At 44.4% G+C, this 17,408-nt stretch carries 12 protein-coding genes; 7 read left to right on the top strand and 5 right to left on the bottom strand.

Translation table 11 applies throughout. The annotated features are described in order from the left end of the window. Positions 1 to 13 precede the first annotated feature (13 nt). The 3 genes from serS to dxs all read right to left on the bottom strand — a co-directional run bounded on the left by serS (position 14) and on the right by dxs (position 5,216). On the bottom strand, positions 14 to 1,288 hold the full coding sequence (gene serS / locus BLU80_RS02015) for a serine--tRNA ligase (RefSeq protein ID WP_091392612.1): 1,275 nt from the start codon (positions 1,286 to 1,288) through the stop codon (positions 14 to 16). A 238-nt stretch (positions 1,289 to 1,526) separates the two neighbouring features. Further along, on the bottom strand, positions 1,527 to 3,053 hold the full coding sequence (locus tag BLU80_RS02005; protein ID WP_244518669.1) for an ATP-binding protein: 1,527 nt from the start codon (positions 3,051 to 3,053) through the stop codon (positions 1,527 to 1,529). Positions 3,054 to 3,218: 165 nt separating this feature from the next. Beyond that, positions 3,219 to 5,216 (bottom strand): 1-deoxy-D-xylulose-5-phosphate synthase, encoded by a 1,998-nt coding sequence (dxs, locus tag BLU80_RS02000; protein WP_091392608.1) that lies wholly within the window; start codon positions 5,214 to 5,216, stop codon positions 3,219 to 3,221. A 312-nt stretch (positions 5,217 to 5,528) separates the two neighbouring features. On the opposite strand from dxs, the gene BLU80_RS01995 reads away from it, so the two are divergent. From BLU80_RS01995 to BLU80_RS01975, 5 genes are all read left to right on the top strand, one after another. Further along, positions 5,529 to 6,596: a sensor histidine kinase gene (locus BLU80_RS01995; RefSeq protein ID WP_170831109.1), complete on the top strand. Its 1,068-nt coding sequence runs from the start codon at positions 5,529 to 5,531 to the stop codon at positions 6,594 to 6,596. Between the two features lie 18 nt (positions 6,597 to 6,614). Continuing rightward, positions 6,615 to 7,340, top strand: a complete 726-nt coding sequence (locus BLU80_RS01990; RefSeq protein ID WP_091392603.1) for a LytR/AlgR family response regulator transcription factor — start codon at positions 6,615 to 6,617, stop codon at positions 7,338 to 7,340. 139 nt (positions 7,341 to 7,479) lie between these two features. Further along, on the top strand, positions 7,480 to 7,962 hold the full coding sequence (locus BLU80_RS01985) for a GAF domain-containing protein (RefSeq protein WP_091392601.1): 483 nt from the start codon (positions 7,480 to 7,482) through the stop codon (positions 7,960 to 7,962). A gap of 423 nt (positions 7,963 to 8,385) precedes the next feature. Next, positions 8,386 to 9,585: a 6-bladed beta-propeller gene (locus tag BLU80_RS01980; protein ID WP_170831108.1), complete on the top strand. Its 1,200-nt coding sequence runs from the start codon at positions 8,386 to 8,388 to the stop codon at positions 9,583 to 9,585. An 8-nt stretch (positions 9,586 to 9,593) separates the two neighbouring features. Then, the gene (locus tag BLU80_RS01975) at positions 9,594 to 12,455 is read left to right on the top strand and encodes a porin family protein (protein ID WP_091392598.1); all 2,862 of its coding nucleotides are present in this window, start codon (positions 9,594 to 9,596) and stop codon (positions 12,453 to 12,455) included. A 65-nt stretch (positions 12,456 to 12,520) separates the two neighbouring features. Here the strand turns inward: BLU80_RS01975 and BLU80_RS01970 are convergent, their stop codons facing one another. Beyond that, entirely contained in the window at positions 12,521 to 13,192 is a 672-nt protein-coding gene (locus BLU80_RS01970; protein WP_091392596.1) for an ABC transporter ATP-binding protein, read from the bottom strand. Between the two features lie 5 nt (positions 13,193 to 13,197). Then, positions 13,198 to 13,995 carry an acyl-ACP--UDP-N-acetylglucosamine O-acyltransferase gene (gene lpxA / locus BLU80_RS01965; protein ID WP_091392593.1) on the bottom strand — a complete coding sequence of 266 codons (798 nt, stop codon included), beginning with the start codon at positions 13,993 to 13,995 and terminating at the stop codon, positions 13,198 to 13,200. A gap of 253 nt (positions 13,996 to 14,248) precedes the next feature. Between lpxA and BLU80_RS01960 the strand changes: the two genes are divergently transcribed. Together BLU80_RS01960 and BLU80_RS01955 are read left to right on the top strand one after the other, a co-directional pair. Further along, a complete protein-coding gene (locus BLU80_RS01960; RefSeq protein WP_091392590.1) occupies positions 14,249 to 15,829 on the top strand; it encodes a DUF4836 family protein in 1,581 nt (526 codons plus the stop codon). Positions 15,830 to 16,064: 235 nt separating this feature from the next. Next, positions 16,065 to 17,354 (top strand): efflux RND transporter periplasmic adaptor subunit, encoded by a 1,290-nt coding sequence (locus tag BLU80_RS01955; RefSeq protein ID WP_211481714.1) that lies wholly within the window; start codon positions 16,065 to 16,067, stop codon positions 17,352 to 17,354. Positions 17,355 to 17,408 lie beyond the last annotated feature (54 nt).

Raw genomic sequence — 17,408 nt, 5'->3', positions numbered from 1 at the left:
ATTGTTTACTGTTCTATTTAGTAATCAACGCTTTACCAAAATAACGTTGGACGGCTGCCGGCACCTTGATGCCTTCGGGGGTCTGGTTATTTTCTAATAATGCGGCCAGAATCCTAGGTAAGGCCAGGGAGCTGCCGTTCAGGGTATGCACCAGCTGCGTTTTACCGCTCTCGTTTTTAAAGCGGCATTTTAACCGGTTGGCCTGATAGGTTTCAAAGTTGCTGACACTGCTTACTTCCAGCCAGCGCTGCTGGGCAGCACTAAAGACCTCAAAATCATAGGTTATGGCACTGGTAAAGCTCATATCTCCCCCGCATAAACGAAGGATTCTATAGGGCAGCTCTAAAGACTGCAACAGCTTTTCTACATGAGACACCATCTGCTGGAAAGCTTCGTTTGATTTTTCCGGATGGGTCAGCTGGATAATTTCCACTTTTTCAAACTGGTGAACGCGGTTCAGCCCCCTGACGTCTTTACCAAAACTGCCCGCCTCTCTTCTGAAACAAGGTGAATAGGCGGTAAGTTTTAAAGGCAGTTCTGCCTCCTGGACAATACTGTCTCTGTAAATATTGGTCACGGGCACTTCTGCTGTAGGTATCAGATAGAAACCATCTTCTGTTACGTGATACATCTGCCCTTCTTTATCCGGCAGCTGGCCGGTAGCGAAGGCTGAGGCTTCATTGACCATAAATGGGGGTATAAACTCTTTATAACCGGCCTCGGTATTAAAATCCAGAAAATACTGAATCAGTGCTCTTTGGTATTTAGCGCCCTGTCCGGTATAAAGCGGAAAGCCTCGTCCGGTAATCTTGGCACCGGTCTCAAAATCTACCAGATCATAATCTACAATCAACTCCCAGTGGGGCTTTCCACCGCCTGCCGGCGGCTGGATATCACCCAGCTGTCGTACCACTTCATTATCCTCGGCGGATTTACCCTGCGGAACCTCATCCTGAGGTAAGTTGGGCAGTAATACCAGTTTATTTTGCAGCTCCTGCTCTACTGCTGTATATTGAGCCTTAATGGGTTCCAGACTGGGTTTCAGCTCAGCAATTTCTTTTTTAAGCGCTTCTGCCTCGTCTTTTTTCCCTTGGGCCATGAAAGCACCGATGTTTTTGGATGCAGCATTTATTTTTGACTGGACTTCGTCAAACTTGGCCTGCGACGCCTTTCTCTGGTCATCGAGCTGGATGATTTCATCAACCAGTTCGAGGGGCTGAAAGTTCTTTACGGCTAATTTTTGTTTGACCGCTTCTGGGTCCTGTCTGAGTACTGCTACTTGTAACATAATAATATTAAATCAAAAAATAATTGAATGTAGTTCAATCCGGGAAGCAAAGGTAAAGTTTAAAGAGGAAATCAAAACCGGTAAGGTAAAAGAAAAGGAGGCTTGCTAACAAAATAACCATTTTTGAGAAGCGCTGAATTGCCCCAGCCAGTTGTTTGTAGTAAGGGGCATAACCGGCGGTGTGATCAAAGTACCCCACAAGAACGACGGCTTTAATCACGCTTAATATGATATTTTTTTACAACTCCTCCACCAGATACTCCGACACCGCTCTTTGTTTTGACGAAAAGCTGACGGCGACCGCAAGTTTCTTGCGGGTATCGGAAAGATAAGGCTCAAGATAACCTTTCTGCTTAATTTGTGAAAGGGCTTCCGCAGCTGTCCCGTCCAGCTTGAGTTCTATTGCATAGATATATTTATCCGTAAGTACCAGTAAATCACACCTGCCTTTGGAGCTGTGCTGTTCAGGATAGACCCCGTCCACCACAAAGCGGAAGGTTAAAAAGGTAATAATGGTAAAAATAGACTCTGTATCAGCATTCCAGTAATCATAAGGAATAGAGGAGATCAGCGCATTTAAACGACTGACCACTCCCGGAATATCGCCATTACTTAAGGCGTTTTGAACAGCTTCAAGCAGGGGTGTAGAACCTGCCGGATAGGTTTGTCTATAAGCGCTGAGCAGGCCGTCCAAAAAACTGTTTTTCACTTCCCGGTTCGGGAAGCCAAGTGTAAAAACCTGACCGCTGGGTGAAATATCCTTAATCGTTAAATACCCCGTCTGAAAAAGCAGGGAACTTGAATCCGGACTACTTGGTTCAAAGGTTGAGAGGCCCAGTTCTCCCATCTGGATGTTTTCCACATCACAGATCTTTTTGCGACTCAGTGCTTTCATTAAAAAAGTGGGTGTTCCGGTAGCGAACCAATAATTTCTAAACTTTGAATCTGCCATGAAATTTAATAAGGCAAAAGGATTATACACCCATTCCTTCATATTCCAGGTATATCCATTATACCAGTCTTTAATCTGGTTTATTATGTCAGGTCTGCTTTTTTGCAGTTCAGCAATCTCGGGAGCGAAGTTCTCTTCCAGCTCAGTTTGGGAGATTCCTACTAACCCTCCATAATGACTGGAAAGGGTTATATTGTCCAGATTATTCAGATCCGAGAAAATACTTGCAGGGCTGAACTGACTGACGCCTGTTATCAGCAAAAATTTGATAAAGGCATCACTGCCTTTTAATATGGAATAAAAGCTTTTTAAAATGGAACGGATGGTTTCCATCATATCCGGGTCATCCAGAAAATCGATAATTGGTTTATCGTGCTCATCAATTAAGATCACTACTTTGCCCCTTGCGGCAGCCTTAGTAATTAGCTCCTTGAAACGCTGGTCATAGCTATTTGAGCTTAGACTCAATCCCAGCCTTTTCATATTTTCTTCTAACCCTATATTAATAGCAGCTTCAAGTCCTTGCGTTCTAACGCCAATATTTGCAAAGCTAAAATGGATAACCGGGTTGGTGGTTGTCCAGTCCCATTTATCCTGAATCCAGAGACCTTCAAACAGCTCTTTACTGCCTTCAAATAACTCTTTAATGGTATTGATTAGCAGACTTTTGCCAAAACGTCTGGGGCGAGCAAGAAAATAATATACGCCTGTTTCCACGAGCCTGTGGATGACCTTCGTCTTATCAATATAGACATAACCCCCTTCCCGGATATTCCGGAAACTCTGCAAGCCAATCGGATATTTGCGAATCATATAGCGAAGATACAAAAAGCCCTAGTGATTCCTACAGAAAATAGGTGGTTGATATAGGGGGGGGTATAACCCCGAATAAATAGGGAGGGACACACTTCTGGTGAGTCCCTCCCTATTACACCCAAAAAGTCCGAAAAGTATTCTTGATCCGAGTTATGACTATGGTTATGATTCGGATGTCGCACCGGGTGTACGTCCGGAGGTTGAAGTGGCTTTTAAGGACGACTCAACGCTTATGGCTGTTGCGCCATCCCCATTTGTCTCCCCGAGCATCTGCCTGATTTTACCGGCAATAGAGGAGCTGTCATAGCCTGCTTCTATAAATAAGTCTTTAGGGGTTCCATGTTCTACAATCCTGTCAGGGATACCCATGATTTCTACCGTTGCCTGATAGTGATGGGCGGCCATGAACTCTAGCACCGCACCGCCAAAACCACCTTTGACGGTTCCGTCTTCTACGGTGATCACCTGACTATAATTCTGGAAGACTTCATGAAGCAAGGCTTCGTCGAGTGGTTTACAAAAACGCATATCGTAGTGCGCCGGATCCAGGCCATCACGCTGCACTTCTCTAATGGCTGCCGCAGCAAAATTGCCGGGATGGCCATAGGTTAAAATGGCCAGCTCTTTACCCGTCTTCATACGGCGACCGCGGCCTATCTGAATCTCCTGCATGGGTTTTTGCCAGTCGGCCATCACACCATTGCCTCGGGGATAGCGGATGACCATCGGAAAATCCGTTTTATCTAGCTGAGCGGTATACATCAGATTACGCAGTTCCTGTTCATTCATAGGCGCTGCCAGCACCATATTGGGAATACACCGGAAATAAGCAATATCGTAAGCCCCGTGATGGGTAGGCCCGTCTTCTCCCACCAACCCTGCCCTGTCCAGACAGAAGATTACCGGCAGATTCTGAATGGCTACATCATGCACCACCTGATCAAAGGCCCTTTGCATAAAGGATGAGTATATATTACAGAAGACCTTTAAGCCTTGAGTGGCCATACCGGCGGATACGGTCACTGCATGCTGCTCACAGATACCCACGTCAAAGGCTCTGTCCGGCATGCTGTCCATCATAAATTTCATGGAACAGCCGCTCGGCATGGCGGGTGTGACCCCCATGATCAGCGGGTTCTGACCGGCCAGTTCTACCAGCGTATGCCCGAAGACATCCTGATATTTAGGCGGTTGGGCCACGTCAAATTTCTTTTTATAGATCTCTCCCGTGATTTTGTCAAACAGCCCGGGCGCATGCCACTTGGTCTGCTCTTTTTCCGCAGGCGCATAGCCCTTGCCTTTTACCGTGATGATATGCAAGATCTTCGGCCCCGGGATCTTTTTCAGTTCTTTTAAGGTCTGCACCAGATTGGTAATATTATGGCCGTCAATCGGACCAAAATACCTGATTTTAAAGGACTCAAAAAGATTTGAGCTCTTATTGACCATGCCTTTTAAACTATCTGCCAGTTTGCTGGCCATGGCACGGGTAAAGGTCTTGCCGATCGGCAGTTTACCCAACGCATTCCAGACGTCTTCCTTGAACTTATTATAGGTTCTGGAAACGGAGATATCGGTTAAATATTCTTTGAGCGCCCCTACATTGGGGTCGATACTCATATTGTTATCGTTTAGGATAATCAGCATATCGGCGTCGCTGACGCCGGCATGGTTCATGGCCTCAAAGGCCATACCGGCCGTTAAGGCCCCGTCCCCGATAATAGCCACTGATTTACGGTCTTCCTGCTTGTATTTAGCTGCAATAGCCATGCCCAGGGCGGCAGAGATGGAAGTAGATGAATGTCCTACTCCAAAGGTATCGTAGGGGCTTTCGCTGCGTTTTGGGAAGCCGCTGATGCCTTTGTATTTCCTATTGGTATAAAAATTATCTCTTCTGCCTGTCAGAATCTTATGACCGTAGGCCTGATGGCCTACGTCCCAGACCAGCTGGTCATAAGGCGTATTATAGATATAATGCAGGGCAACGGTGAGCTCCACCACGCCCAGGCTGGCCGCAAAATGCCCCCCGTGTACACTGACCACGTCAATAATATATTGTCTGAGCTCTTCACATACCTGATGTAACTGAGCAGGATCTAATTTTTTCAGATCCTCTGGGCTGTCGATGGTCTTTAATAAAATGCCGGGTTCTATTTGCATGTGCGTCGCCTTAACTTGCTTATCCAATAGTAGTTTTCAAGCTTCAAAAGTACAATTTTCAGCCAATATCTGCTTTTTTTATGCCTTTGGCTGGTGTTAGCAGCCATGGACTTGCTCCCTAAACAGCGAAAATAATGCCAGTATAAGGGTTTTATATATATTGATTACCAATAATTTAATTGTATATCACGGGCTGAGAACCCGCCTTGGCGCCCCCATCTGATCAGGACAGCCAAGGCATCCTATACAGCCTATTGACCATTGGTGTAATAACAAAGCATGCCTTTGGTAACTTATGTAACTTTGAGCCTAATGAAAAGAGTCCCTATTTTTTGGCCGGTGCAGATCCTGGGATGGCTGTGTTATTATGTTATTATCAGCTTTATCTACCTGACGATCTCCCCTAAGATCATCCCCAACTTTTTGTTGGTGGGTGGCCTGGAGGTAATCTGTGTCATTATCATTACCTCTATGCTGCGTTTTGGTATTATCAAAACGGGCGTACTCCAAAAAAAGCTCACCGGGCAGATCCTTTTTATTTTTCTCTCGGCTATTGTCGTGTCTCTGGTCGTCTCTATCTGCAATCAGGCCATTGAGGTCCTTTTAAAGTCTCCGACTAAAGAGGTGCATAAAGAGGCCTTACTCTTTGTCGCCTGGGTGGGTAATTTTGCCATTATTTTTATCTGGAACCTGCTGTATTTTGCCTATCACTATGTTGTTAAAAGCAATAAGGAGATTTTGGATAAGGCCCGGCTGGAATCCGTGGTCAAAGAACTGGAACTGAAAACCATTAAAGCACATATCAACCCCCACTTTATCTTTAATGCCTTAAACAGCATCCGGTATCTGGTGGATGAAAACCCGGGGCAGGCCAGGTATGCCATTACGGAGCTCAGCAAGCTGCTGCGCAGCAGCATGCATGCGGAGAATATCAGCACCACCCGGCTGGATTCAGAAATAGAAATCGTACAGTCTTATCTGGAGCTGGAAAAGATCCGCTTTGAGGAAAGACTGGAAGTGCAGTGGTCGGTCAGCCCGGAAGCCTACAGATTCCAGGTGCCTCCCATGATGCTGCAGACACTGGTAGAGAATTCCATCAAACATGGCATCAGCCATCAGATTGAAGGGGGCCTGATAAAGATTACCGCTTTTCTGGAGGATCATATGCTGCATCTGCGTATTGAAAACACCGGCCATCTTTTAAAAGAGATTAAACATGACAGCTTTGGCCTAAAAAGCACCCGTAACAGGTTACAGCTGTTATTTGGGGAACAGGCCAGTTTTTCTATCCAAGAGTCAGGTCATGACAGTGTCATTGTAGATGTAAAAATCCCGGCCATCGAACAAGAAATTCCACTGACCGCTCAGCTACAACTCTAACCCTATAAATGCACAGTAATGTTGATTAAAGCTATTATCATTGACGACGAAAGACCGGCCAGGGCGGAACTTAAAAAACTGCTCCAGGCTTATCCTGAAATAGAGATACTGGATGAGGCGCAGAACAGTAAAGAAGCCATCGAGAAAATTCATGAGCACAACCCGGATCTGATCTTTTTGGATATCCAGATGCCGGGGCAAAATGGCTTTGAACTGCTTTCTGAACTGGTCAGTGCCCCCAAGGTCATCTTCACTACCGCTTTTGATGAATATGCCTTAAAAGCTTTTGAAGTCAATGCGCTGGACTACCTGCTAAAACCCGTTGACAGCAAAAGACTGGCGGAAGCCATCCAGAAACTTTCCGCACAGTTCCAGTCACAGGTACAACAAAAAGAAAACAAAACGGTGCTCACAGAGAACGAACAGTTCTTTGTCAAGGACGGGGATAAATGTTGGTTTGTCAAACTCTCCGATGTCCGGCTCTTTGAGAGCGCCGGCAACTATGCAAAAGTCTATTTTGACAACTATAAACCCCTTATATTAAAATCGCTGAACGCCCTGGAGGAAAGACTGGATGAACATCATTTTTTCCGGGTCAACCGCAAGCATATCGTCAACCTTAAATGGATCTCCAAAATAGAGCCTTATTTTAACGGCGGTCTGCTGCTGGAACTTAAAAACGGGGAGAAAATAGAGGTCAGCCGCCGGCAGTCGGCAAAATTTAAGGAAATGATGAGCCTGTAGTGCCGCCGGAATGGTTAATTTTGCCGTTAGGGACGGTTCGTGTTGTCCTTTTACGCTAAGCACGCTAAACAGATTAACCCATTAAAAAAACGGGCAATCTGTTTATCCAACGACCTTGAGATTTTATAACAATAAATACATGTCAGAGAGTATCGTCATTATAGAAGGCACCCGACAGCAACAATACGAAAGCCTGCTGCCACAGATATCAGCCATCATTACGGGAGAGACGGATCTTATCGCCAATATGGCCAATATCTCCAGCGCCCTGAAAGAACAGTTTAACTGGTGGTGGGTTGGCTTTTATCTGGTAAAAAATGATGAGCTGGTGCTGGGGCCTTTTCAGGGGCCGATTGCCTGCACTCGTATCAAAAAAGGACGCGGCGTATGCGGGGGCAGCTGGGCTGAGGATAAAACGCTGATCGTCCAGGATGTCAATCAGTTCCCGGGACATATTGCCTGTAGCAGCCGCAGTCAGTCAGAAATCGTACTACCGGTTCGCCGTAATGGAGCTGTAATCGCTGTACTGGACATAGACAGTGAACTCCTGGGTCATTTTGACGAGCTGGATCAGAAATATCTGGAGCAAATGATTCATGAGCTGGAAAAGACGCTCGCTTAGTTTTTTTGCAAAACACGTCTTGCTGCATACTTTGGTGCAGACGACGGATCAGCCGTCTGCTGTTTTCAATACTTCTGCTTATCCAAAAACAACTTAACCTAAAGCAAAAGTCTACCCCTGCTGTACAGTCTTTGATTTGTTTTCAAGGGTAGCCCCAGCGGCCGGCAATAAAAATAGTCTCCCTGCTTTTTTCAATAATTAATGACAATACCCTATATTTGTTATCATTGTCGTAATAATCAAGGGTTTATTTACATCATACTAAACAGCTCAAAAGAAAATCTGACAAGGGAAATAATTATCTTTTGACGACCCCTGGAGTATCGTCAAATAAAACACTGACCGCTATTCAAAATGGTAAAACTAAAACGCAGATACGCTTTACTTACTTTTATTTTCTCACTTTGTCTTGGAGCGGCAAAGATGAGTTTAGCACAAGACAGCATCAAAGTATACGCTGACCCGGAAAGCATAACCGGTTTTAAAGCTTCCAGGTTTATTGAAAAAATAGATTTTTTGCCCCTGCAGACCACAAAGCAGAGTAAATACCTCACGGCATCCCAGTTTATGATGGCCGGTGACGCTATTGTGATAAGGGACAATCAGAATCATATCCTTTATCTGTTTGATAAAAGCTCCGGTAAATTCCTGTATGCCTTTAAAAATGACAAAAAAAGATACGTCATTGATAATATTCAATATGTGCCTTCTAAAAACGCGCTTTTAATAAAGAGCCTTAATAAGCATTATACCATTACGGATAAGAAAAATACAGAGCTGGTCCATAAATGGCAGGGACGCGATATCTCCAGATTCGTCAGCCTGCAGTGGCTCTTTCTGGGAGATCATTATCGCCGCCAGTCTGCCCCTGTCCCATCCATTGCCTTAAACAATGACCTCTTTTACTATGACGACGGATTTATTTACCGCAATTACGGCAATGACAAACACTCAAAAGACAGCGTCCTGTACCGCCTGGTACAGTATGACAGCCATAACCGGATAAAGCACCAATACTTCCCGTTTTTCAATCTTCCGGGTCTGTGGTCTGATTATTACAGATACAGGTTGCAACTATCGGATAATGCCTCCCTGGATAACAAGAATCTGTTATTCCAGCTGGATTTCAGTCCCGCCATTTATGAACTGACGCCGGATACGATTACAGAAAAATATCAGTTTGTGTTCCCGATGTCCAGTGTTATGCCGCAGGATTTTAACCAGCTCAGCTTTAGAAACAATATTGATTATCAAAAATACAAAGATAAAAACGAGCAGGCCTTTTCAGATTATTACGGCCTGATCGAGCATGGCAATTATCTCTTTTTTAATGCCAATACCCTCGCTAACCGGAACCGACATTTTATGTTGACAAAAAATATTTTATATGACATCAACAAAGTAACGACGGACAGTAGTATCTATAACTTACCGCCCCGTATTCTGCCCAGAATTTTTGGTCAGGATCAGCGCTATGTATATTCTATCATCGACATTCCGACCATCATCAAATTAAAAGAGTCGCTGCTGAAGGATAAAACGATTTCCAAGGACTTTAAAGACTATTTATCCGTTATGACCAAAGACGACAATGATATCATCTTAAAAATCCAGTTAAAATAATCCTACTCATGCGGGCAATTCTACTCGGTCTATTTTTCACGCTAGTCGCCTTCAGCACCTTCGCTCAATCTAAACAGGACAAAGCAAAAGGCGCCACCGTAAAAGGGATTATTTATGATTCCATCAATGATGTCCCGTTAAACGGCGCTTCCATTGTTTTTTATAATAAAGCGGATTCTACCATCAAGGGATTTGCCATTACCGACTATGCCGGTGCTTTTGCATCCGGGGATCTTCCCATAAAACTGCCCATGTATTACGTGGTTACCTATACCGGTTACAACCCGCTTTCTGATTCCATCCGACTGGACTCCATGGGCAGCCAGCTGGACCTGGGTAAGATAAATATCCATCAGCTTGCCGCAGGCAGCCTGGAGGATGTAGTGGTAAAGTCTGTGGTGCCGATCAAGATGAATAACGATACACTGGAAATCAATCCGGATGCGTTTAAACTGGACTCCAATGCGGTTGTGGAAGATATGCTGCTCCGGGTCCCGGGTATGGTGGTGTGGTCTGACGGAACCATCACGATGAATGGTAAAAAAATCGAAAAGCTACTGGTGGACGGAAAGCCATTTTTTGGCGGAGACACAAAGATTGCCACGCAGAATCTGCCTAAAAACGCGATTAAGAAAATCCAGTTGTACCAGCAAAAGGATCTTACCAAAATAGAAGGTGTAGATAATGACAAAAAGGATTCTTTATACAGCATGAATGTCCAGTTAAAAGAAGATAAGAAAAAAGGCATGTTCGGTAAAGTAAATGCAGGCTATGGCACGGACCAGCGCTATGACGGATCCGGAGTCCTGCAGGTGTATAACCCCAAGAACCAGGCAGGCATCGCTTTTGGCCTGGATAACACCAATAAAACCAGCGGGATCGGCAACGACGCTTTTTTACAAAACACCTTTAAGCAGAGCTTTATGTACTTCGGTTACGGAGATCCTAATCTAAACGGCATAAAGAAAAATATCTGGGGCAGCGCCAAATGGCAGCATAGCTTCAATGAAGCCAATAACGGGCAGTTTTATAGCAGACTAACCGGCGATTACACCTTTAAGCATACCGACCTGGATAATACCAGCTCCACGCAGCAAACAGATAATCTGCTTAGTTACAGCCAGACCAGCAATGCGAACTCCACCAGCCATAATTCCATGAACTCACATGATGCGAACATCCTGTACGACAGGCGTAACAAGTATCAGAATTTTATAAATATCAGCTCTAAATTCAATCATACTTCGCAGGAAAATAATAGTACGTCCAGCAATAATGTCTTTAGAAATGACAGCGCGATAAGTGCCAATCAGGTAAAAAATTACTCCAGCAGTAATGGCAATAATGTCTCCTTAAATATGATGACCACCAGCAATGGCTGGCTTAATCAGGATAATTCACTCAACAGTTATAACTTATATTTAAACTCCAATTATGGTTCAAACAATTCCTTTAATCATACGGAAAATATCTTTAACTCTTTTGTAGATACCATTTCCTCCAATACGCTGATCAGAAATTATAATACCAACTCGGACAATTTTAATGTAAATGCCAATCTCCGCTACAACTCTTTAAGGCAGCTTTTGATGGGTATCTATAACTTTTACAATATTCAGATTGGATTAAATAATGGCGTCGGCTTTTCAAGAAATACCATGAACAGCAGGGTTCAGGACCTGGATACCGTCAGCCATAAATATATAACCAATGACTACCTGACCAATAATAATACGCTGTCCGTTTTTTCCTATTCGCCGGGACTTAATATGTCCAAGACCATCAATAAGAGCAAACAGGGGCAATATTTTTATTTTATCGTCATGGCCTCCCTGGATCATCAGTGGCTCAGCCAGAAAAACAGTTCTTCTATTTTATACCGGAACATTGATAAAAATTACCATTTCTGGCAACCCTCCCTGAACATGAATTTTTATAAGTCCAAACAAGATCATTATGAAGTGCAGGGGTATTTTTATGGCAGTTATTACCCCAGTACACCGGATATTGATCAACTGGTACCGATCGTAGATACGACCAACCGGTATAACGTGACTGTCGGCAACCCTTATTTAAAGGTCGGCAGAAACCTGGACGGTCATTACCAGATGAATATCAACCGGTCCAAAAATTCCAGCAAAAGCAGCTATGGCCTCTCTGTAAACCTGGACTACAGCAGTAGCCATAATGGCATTATTGACAGCGTTGTCTATGACGCCGCCGGCAAAAGTATCCGGTATTTACTCAATGGTGACGGGCGCCGTAATCTTGGCATTGGGGCAAATACCCGCTTTTCCAGCAAAATGGGTGAAAAATATCAGTTGCAGTTTAAATATTCGCCCTCCTACAATATAAGTACCCTTCCGGGCTTTATTAACGGTATTCAGTCCACCTCCCGCAATACCAACTGGAAAAATGCGTTTTCGGCGTCTTTTATCATCCTTGAAAAATTCAATACCACCCTTGGCGAGACCATCAGCAGCAATAAAAACAGTCAGGCGGGTGCCTATGGCATTTCTCCCACCATCAGAAACTATACGACCTCTGTTAACGCGACCTATTCCATTACCAAAAAATGGTCTCTTTCCTCGAATTTTGACTATCAGTCCAATCAGGCTCAGACCAACAGCTCCACGGCCTCCATCTGGAATGCGACCTCTACCTTCCGGTTTATGAATGAAATGGCGGAACTTAAATTTACCGCTTTTGACCTCCTCCACGAGAACAAAAACATTGTCAATTTCCTGAATAACAATAGCATCGGGACGACCGTCACCAATGGACTGCAGCAGTATTTTATGCTGACCTTTTCTTATTATCCCAGAAAATTCGGCGGAAAAGAAGGCAGAAGAAATAATATCCGGCTTTAAGGAGGTCATTATAATAGCCTACGGTCACGGAACACCGTAAAAAAGCAATTGTTTTTCGGGCAGCGTTATTTTACCCCCGTTGCCGGCTTATAATCTCTGATATCAATGATACCGGTACAAAAACCGTATTCCTCCTTGTCATTACTGCTGACAATGACCAGGCGGTCCCGGCTAAAGCGGCTGATGAGGTCCTGATAGAGTTCAAAACCTACCTGATCCATATTAGAGCAGGGCTCATCCAGTAAAATAACGGGTACATCGGTAAAAAAGCCCTGCGCCAGTTTCATGCGCTGCTTCATCCCGCTGGAAAAATATCGGATTTGTTTGGAGGCGGCCGTTTTTAATTGTACAGCTTCCAGCACCTGAGGGGTGCTATAACCGGAAATTAAAGGTTTGAAGCTTTTATGAAAATCCATGAACTCACGGGCGGTCATCTCTTCAATGAGTTCCAGATAGGGTGCTACGATACTTAATTGCCGGTGAATTTTTTCATGGGGTAAGGCCCCAGACGGGCCGTTGTCCACAGACGCTTTCTTATCCGGACGCTCTGCCTGCCACTGCATATGACCTTCACTAAGTTCACTGGCACCGGCAATGGCCTGTAAAAGAGTGCTTTTGCCGCTGCCATTATTACCCGTAATCGCATAGGCTTTCCCTGAAACAAACTGGTAATCAAGTGCCCGGAAAATCCAGTCACGGTTAAAACGCTTACCGGCATTATCAAGGGTAATTCTCATAAGGTTTACTCCCCTATGGCACCACCTTTATTGCCACGTTTAACGATTCCTCGTTCACTTTCACGGATAAAGGAAATGATTTCGTCCCTTTCATCACTGGCTCTGAACTCTTGTTCAATATATTCAAGTGCTTGTGTTGTATTGAGTCCCTGATTATAAATAACCCGGTAGATATCTAAAATCTCATTGATCTGGTTCAGGTTATAACCTCTTCTTTTAAGGCCGACGCTGTTTACGCCGCCATAGGATAATGGCTGACGAATCGCCTTGATATAAGGCGGAACGTCTTTACTGACCAGGCTGCCGCCGCCGATATAGGCGTGGGCGCCGATCTTTGAAAACTGATGCACGGCGGACATACCGGCTATAATCGCCCAGTCGCCCATCACGACGTGACCGGCCATCTGGGTATTGTTACTTAAAATGCAATGATCTCCAATAATGCAGTCATGGGCGATATGACTATAGGCCATTATCAGACAATTACTTCCGATAACGGTTTTATAGCGGTCAACCGTACCCCGGTTGATGCTCACGAACTCTCTGATGGTGGTATTATCGCCAATCTCAACCGTCGTGGCCTCTCCCTCGAATTTTAAATCCTGGGGAATAGCAGAGATGATAGCCCCCGGAAAGATACGGCAGTTCTTGCCGATACGGGCGCCATCCATAATAGTCACATTACTGCCAATCCAGGTTCCTTCACCAATCACTACATCAGGATGGATTACGGAAAATGGGTCAACTTTTACATTCGGGGCCAGTTTTGCGCCTGAGTGAATATAGGTATGCGGTTGGATCATTGAATAAATTTAAAACCCGGTATAATCAAACGTTTGATTTTTTGCCGGCACAAAAATAGAGAAATAGATTATACTTATTGATAAAATAATAATATAATATACGAATATGCCATAAATTTTGACGAAATTGCAATTTTAAGCCACCTAAGTGGCTTTTATTCAATACATCTTTTTACATTTGTATGGATTAGAATGCTCAAAGAATCAAAAACTTCACCCAAAGCTGTTAAGTCTTTTTAAAAATTCCCAATTCATGATGAAAAAAATAGCCCAACCAGTACAAGGTACGCTGCTCATCCTATTTATCTCATTGATATTCAGCGCCTGTAGTTCTACCTCTAACCCGGGACTCAAATATGTTCCTAAAGACGCCAATATTGTCATGTCTTTCAATATCATGCAAATGCATGATAAACTCAAAGACGGCAACTTTAATGTTGACTCTTTGATGAATAGTCTTAAAACGCAGGACAGCGCTTTTTCGCTACTGCAATATATCAATTTAAAAAATCCCGTTTTAAGTTTTATCCAGTATAAATCCACCGTCATGAGCGGTCAGGATATCGTTTTCGCCGCTATTGCGGAGCTCAGCGACAAATCCGGCTTTGAAAAACAAATCCCGGTCCTTTATCCCGGTAAAAGCATTGAGAAAAAAGAGGGATTCAGTCTTTTAAACCTTAATGATAATAGTTGTTATATCTGGAATGATAAGATGGTCGTCTTATACGGCGGTAAGAATATCGCGACGCAGGCTCCCGCCCTGTTTGCCTTAAAAAAAGACGAATCATTGTCTGAGGATAAAAACGCCTCTAAACAACTCAGCCAAAAAGGAGATATCAATATTTATACCGGCAGCAAAGACGGCGCTACCGGCATTCCGATGCTGTCCATGACCAAAATTTCCGACCTGCTGAAAGACAACTACGGTGGCGCTACCATTAATTTTGAGAAAGGTCGCATTGTCATGAATGGCGACGGGTATTATAACAGCACCGTTACGGATCTCATTAAAAAGAATCCGACCAAAGACCTCAATAAAGCCGTCCTGGCTCATTTCCCGGGCAAACCACTGGGCTTATTCCAGATATCGCTGAACCTGAAGCAGATTTTCAGCTTCCTGGATTACGCAGGGGTTACCTCTATGATCGAAGGATATATGAAAAACCTGGGTATTACCCTGGATGATGTTGCCAAGGCTTTTTCCGGTGATGTCGCTATAGCGGTCGGATCCGTAAATGGCAGTGAGGTAGATAAATCAGCCCCTAAAATGATTCTCTCCGTACCCATCGGCGATAAGGCCAGCTTTGATAAAGTAATGGGCGCGCTGGCCAAAATGGAAATTGTATATAATCAGGGCGGTCAGTGGTTGCCCAAAGGAACGAGTCCGGAGCAGGCCTGGTCTTTCCATTCAGATAATAAAGCCCTTGTTATCAGCACGGATAAAGCCACCAGTGAGGCTTATATTTCAGGCAGTGGTCAGATGGTCTATCCGAAAGACCTTGATTTTTCCGGTAATACCTGTGTGATGTATGCCGACCTGAGCACCATTTTCGCCCAGATGGACACCACTCAACATACCGGAGACTCCACAGGCATTCAGCTGGCTGCACAAACGCTGGAAGATTTCAGTTTTACGGCCTCTAATATGAAAGGCAATCATGCAACCGCGAACCTGACGCTGAATTTAAAAAATAAATCAGAAAACAGCCTGCCTGTACTAATTGGCATATTTCAGCAATTGGATAAATATAATAAGGCAAGGGAATCAGTCGTAGTTACAGATTCAGTCAGTGCGCTGCCTGCGATCCCCAAAGATTTGCAGGATGGAGAATAGATACGTATTTTAAACAATACAATACAAGTTGATTTTCTATATTCAAACTTTAAGTTAACAAAAGGGCCGATTTATTAAAAATCGGCCCTTTTTCGTTAAACAGAGGCTAGAAAATCGATAAAATGGCTGTTTTTTGAGTAAAAACACACGAAAACGGGGCCTGTTCAGCCTTTTGGCCTAGCTTTTGATTTTATGCCATTCCTACTTCTTGAAAAAAAATAGCGAGATTAACCTGATGCAAAAAAAGAAAAGACATGTTTCCCTGAAAAAGGGAGCGAGTAAAGGAATACTAACCGCCTGTTTATGTGCAGGACTACTGATGAGCAGCTGTGGTATTTTTGATTCAAAATCTGACAAGGATGCGGTCCAGGAAATCAGTCTGCCCGTATACCGGGTGGATACAGGTACGGCCTATATCACCAAAGAATTTCTGGGAACCATAGAAGGAAAGGTAAACGTAGAGATTCGTCCGCAGGTTGAAGGCCTGCTGGATCAGATCTATGTGGACGAAGGTGATTTTGTACAAAAAGGCCAGGATCTTTTTAAAGTAAACCCTCAGTCCTATCAGGAACTGCTGAACAATGCAGAGGCGAATGAAAACGTAGAGAAAGCCAAACTGGAAAATGCACGCATCGAGCTGGAACGGATTCGCCCGCTGGTAAAAAACGAAGTAATTTCTCCGGTCCGTCTTAAAAAGACGGAATCCGATTATGATATTGCCAAGGCTTCTTTAGCCCAGGCACAGGCGGCAGTAGCCAGTGCCAAAATCAATATGAACTTTACAACGATTAAAGCACCCGTCAGCGGCTATATCGGCCGTATCCCTAAAAGAATCGGGAACCTGGTCAGCAGTAAGGATAAGGAACCCATCACCGTGCTGACAGATGTACATGAAGTATATGTGTATTTTTCCATGAGTGAATCTGACTTCCTGCATTTTTCCAAAGCCAAAAAGGAAGAGGCCCAAAAGCAGCTGACCGGCAAGGATACCAGTCATCTTTCTTCCTTTAAACCGACCGTTACCCTGACGCTGGCTGACGGGACTTCCTATCCCCACGAAGGCGTGGTGGACGCCGTAGCCGGTCAGGTGAATCGTAATACGGGCGCTATATCTTTAAGAGCTACTTTCCCCAACGAGGAAAATATTTTAAGGGCCGGTAATACCGGAACATTAAACATGACAGAAACCAAACGCAGTGAAGTCTTGATTCCGCAGGAAGCAACCCTTACCCTGCAGGATAAGACTTTTGTCATGAAGCTGGACACCTCCGGCAAAACAGTGCGCCAGCTGATTACCATCAGCGGCTCTGCCGGTAATCAGTATATGATATCCTCCGGCCTCCAAAAAGGGGACGTCATTATTACGGAAGGGTTTGACAAGATTTCCGAAGGGATGAAAATAAATCCGGTATTCCCCCAGGCGCCTGAGGCCGGTACAACAAACGGTACGCCTGCTGCAGGTACAAATCAGCCGGCCGGCGGCTCTTCTTTAATCATTCCACAAAGCAGCCGTGACAGTGATTAGCGGGCTGGCGGTCAGAACATGTAACATGATCCGGCCGCAGGACTAAGTTCCGCT

The organism is Arachidicoccus rhizosphaerae (assembly GCF_900107765.1).
GTDB lineage: Bacteria > Bacteroidota > Bacteroidia > Chitinophagales > Chitinophagaceae > Arachidicoccus > Arachidicoccus rhizosphaerae.
The sequence above is the reverse complement of the archived record's forward strand: the minus strand, read 5'-3'. Positions and strand labels throughout refer to the sequence as shown.

What these genes read in the sequence shown, in the direction of transcription:
- serS (WP_091392612.1), bottom strand. Translation starts at nt 1,288, where the DNA reads ATGTTACAAGTAGCAGTACTCAGACAGGACCCAGAAGCGGTCAAACAA.
- BLU80_RS02005 (WP_244518669.1), bottom strand. Translation starts at nt 3,053, where the DNA reads ATGATTCGCAAATATCCGATTGGCTTGCAGAGTTTCCGGAATATCCGG.
- dxs (WP_091392608.1), bottom strand. Translation starts at nt 5,216, where the DNA reads ATGCAAATAGAACCCGGCATTTTATTAAAGACCATCGACAGCCCAGAG.
- BLU80_RS01995 (WP_170831109.1), top strand. Translation starts at nt 5,529, where the DNA reads ATGAAAAGAGTCCCTATTTTTTGGCCGGTGCAGATCCTGGGATGGCTG.
- BLU80_RS01990 (WP_091392603.1), top strand. Translation starts at nt 6,615, where the DNA reads ATGTTGATTAAAGCTATTATCATTGACGACGAAAGACCGGCCAGGGCG.
- BLU80_RS01985 (WP_091392601.1), top strand. Translation starts at nt 7,480, where the DNA reads ATGTCAGAGAGTATCGTCATTATAGAAGGCACCCGACAGCAACAATAC.
- BLU80_RS01980 (WP_170831108.1), top strand. Translation starts at nt 8,386, where the DNA reads ATGAGTTTAGCACAAGACAGCATCAAAGTATACGCTGACCCGGAAAGC.
- BLU80_RS01975 (WP_091392598.1), top strand. Translation starts at nt 9,594, where the DNA reads ATGCGGGCAATTCTACTCGGTCTATTTTTCACGCTAGTCGCCTTCAGC.
- BLU80_RS01970 (WP_091392596.1), bottom strand. Translation starts at nt 13,192, where the DNA reads ATGAGAATTACCCTTGATAATGCCGGTAAGCGTTTTAACCGTGACTGG.
- lpxA (WP_091392593.1), bottom strand. Translation starts at nt 13,995, where the DNA reads ATGATCCAACCGCATACCTATATTCACTCAGGCGCAAAACTGGCCCCG.
- BLU80_RS01960 (WP_091392590.1), top strand. Translation starts at nt 14,249, where the DNA reads ATGATGAAAAAAATAGCCCAACCAGTACAAGGTACGCTGCTCATCCTA.
- BLU80_RS01955 (WP_211481714.1), top strand. Translation starts at nt 16,065, where the DNA reads ATGCAAAAAAAGAAAAGACATGTTTCCCTGAAAAAGGGAGCGAGTAAA.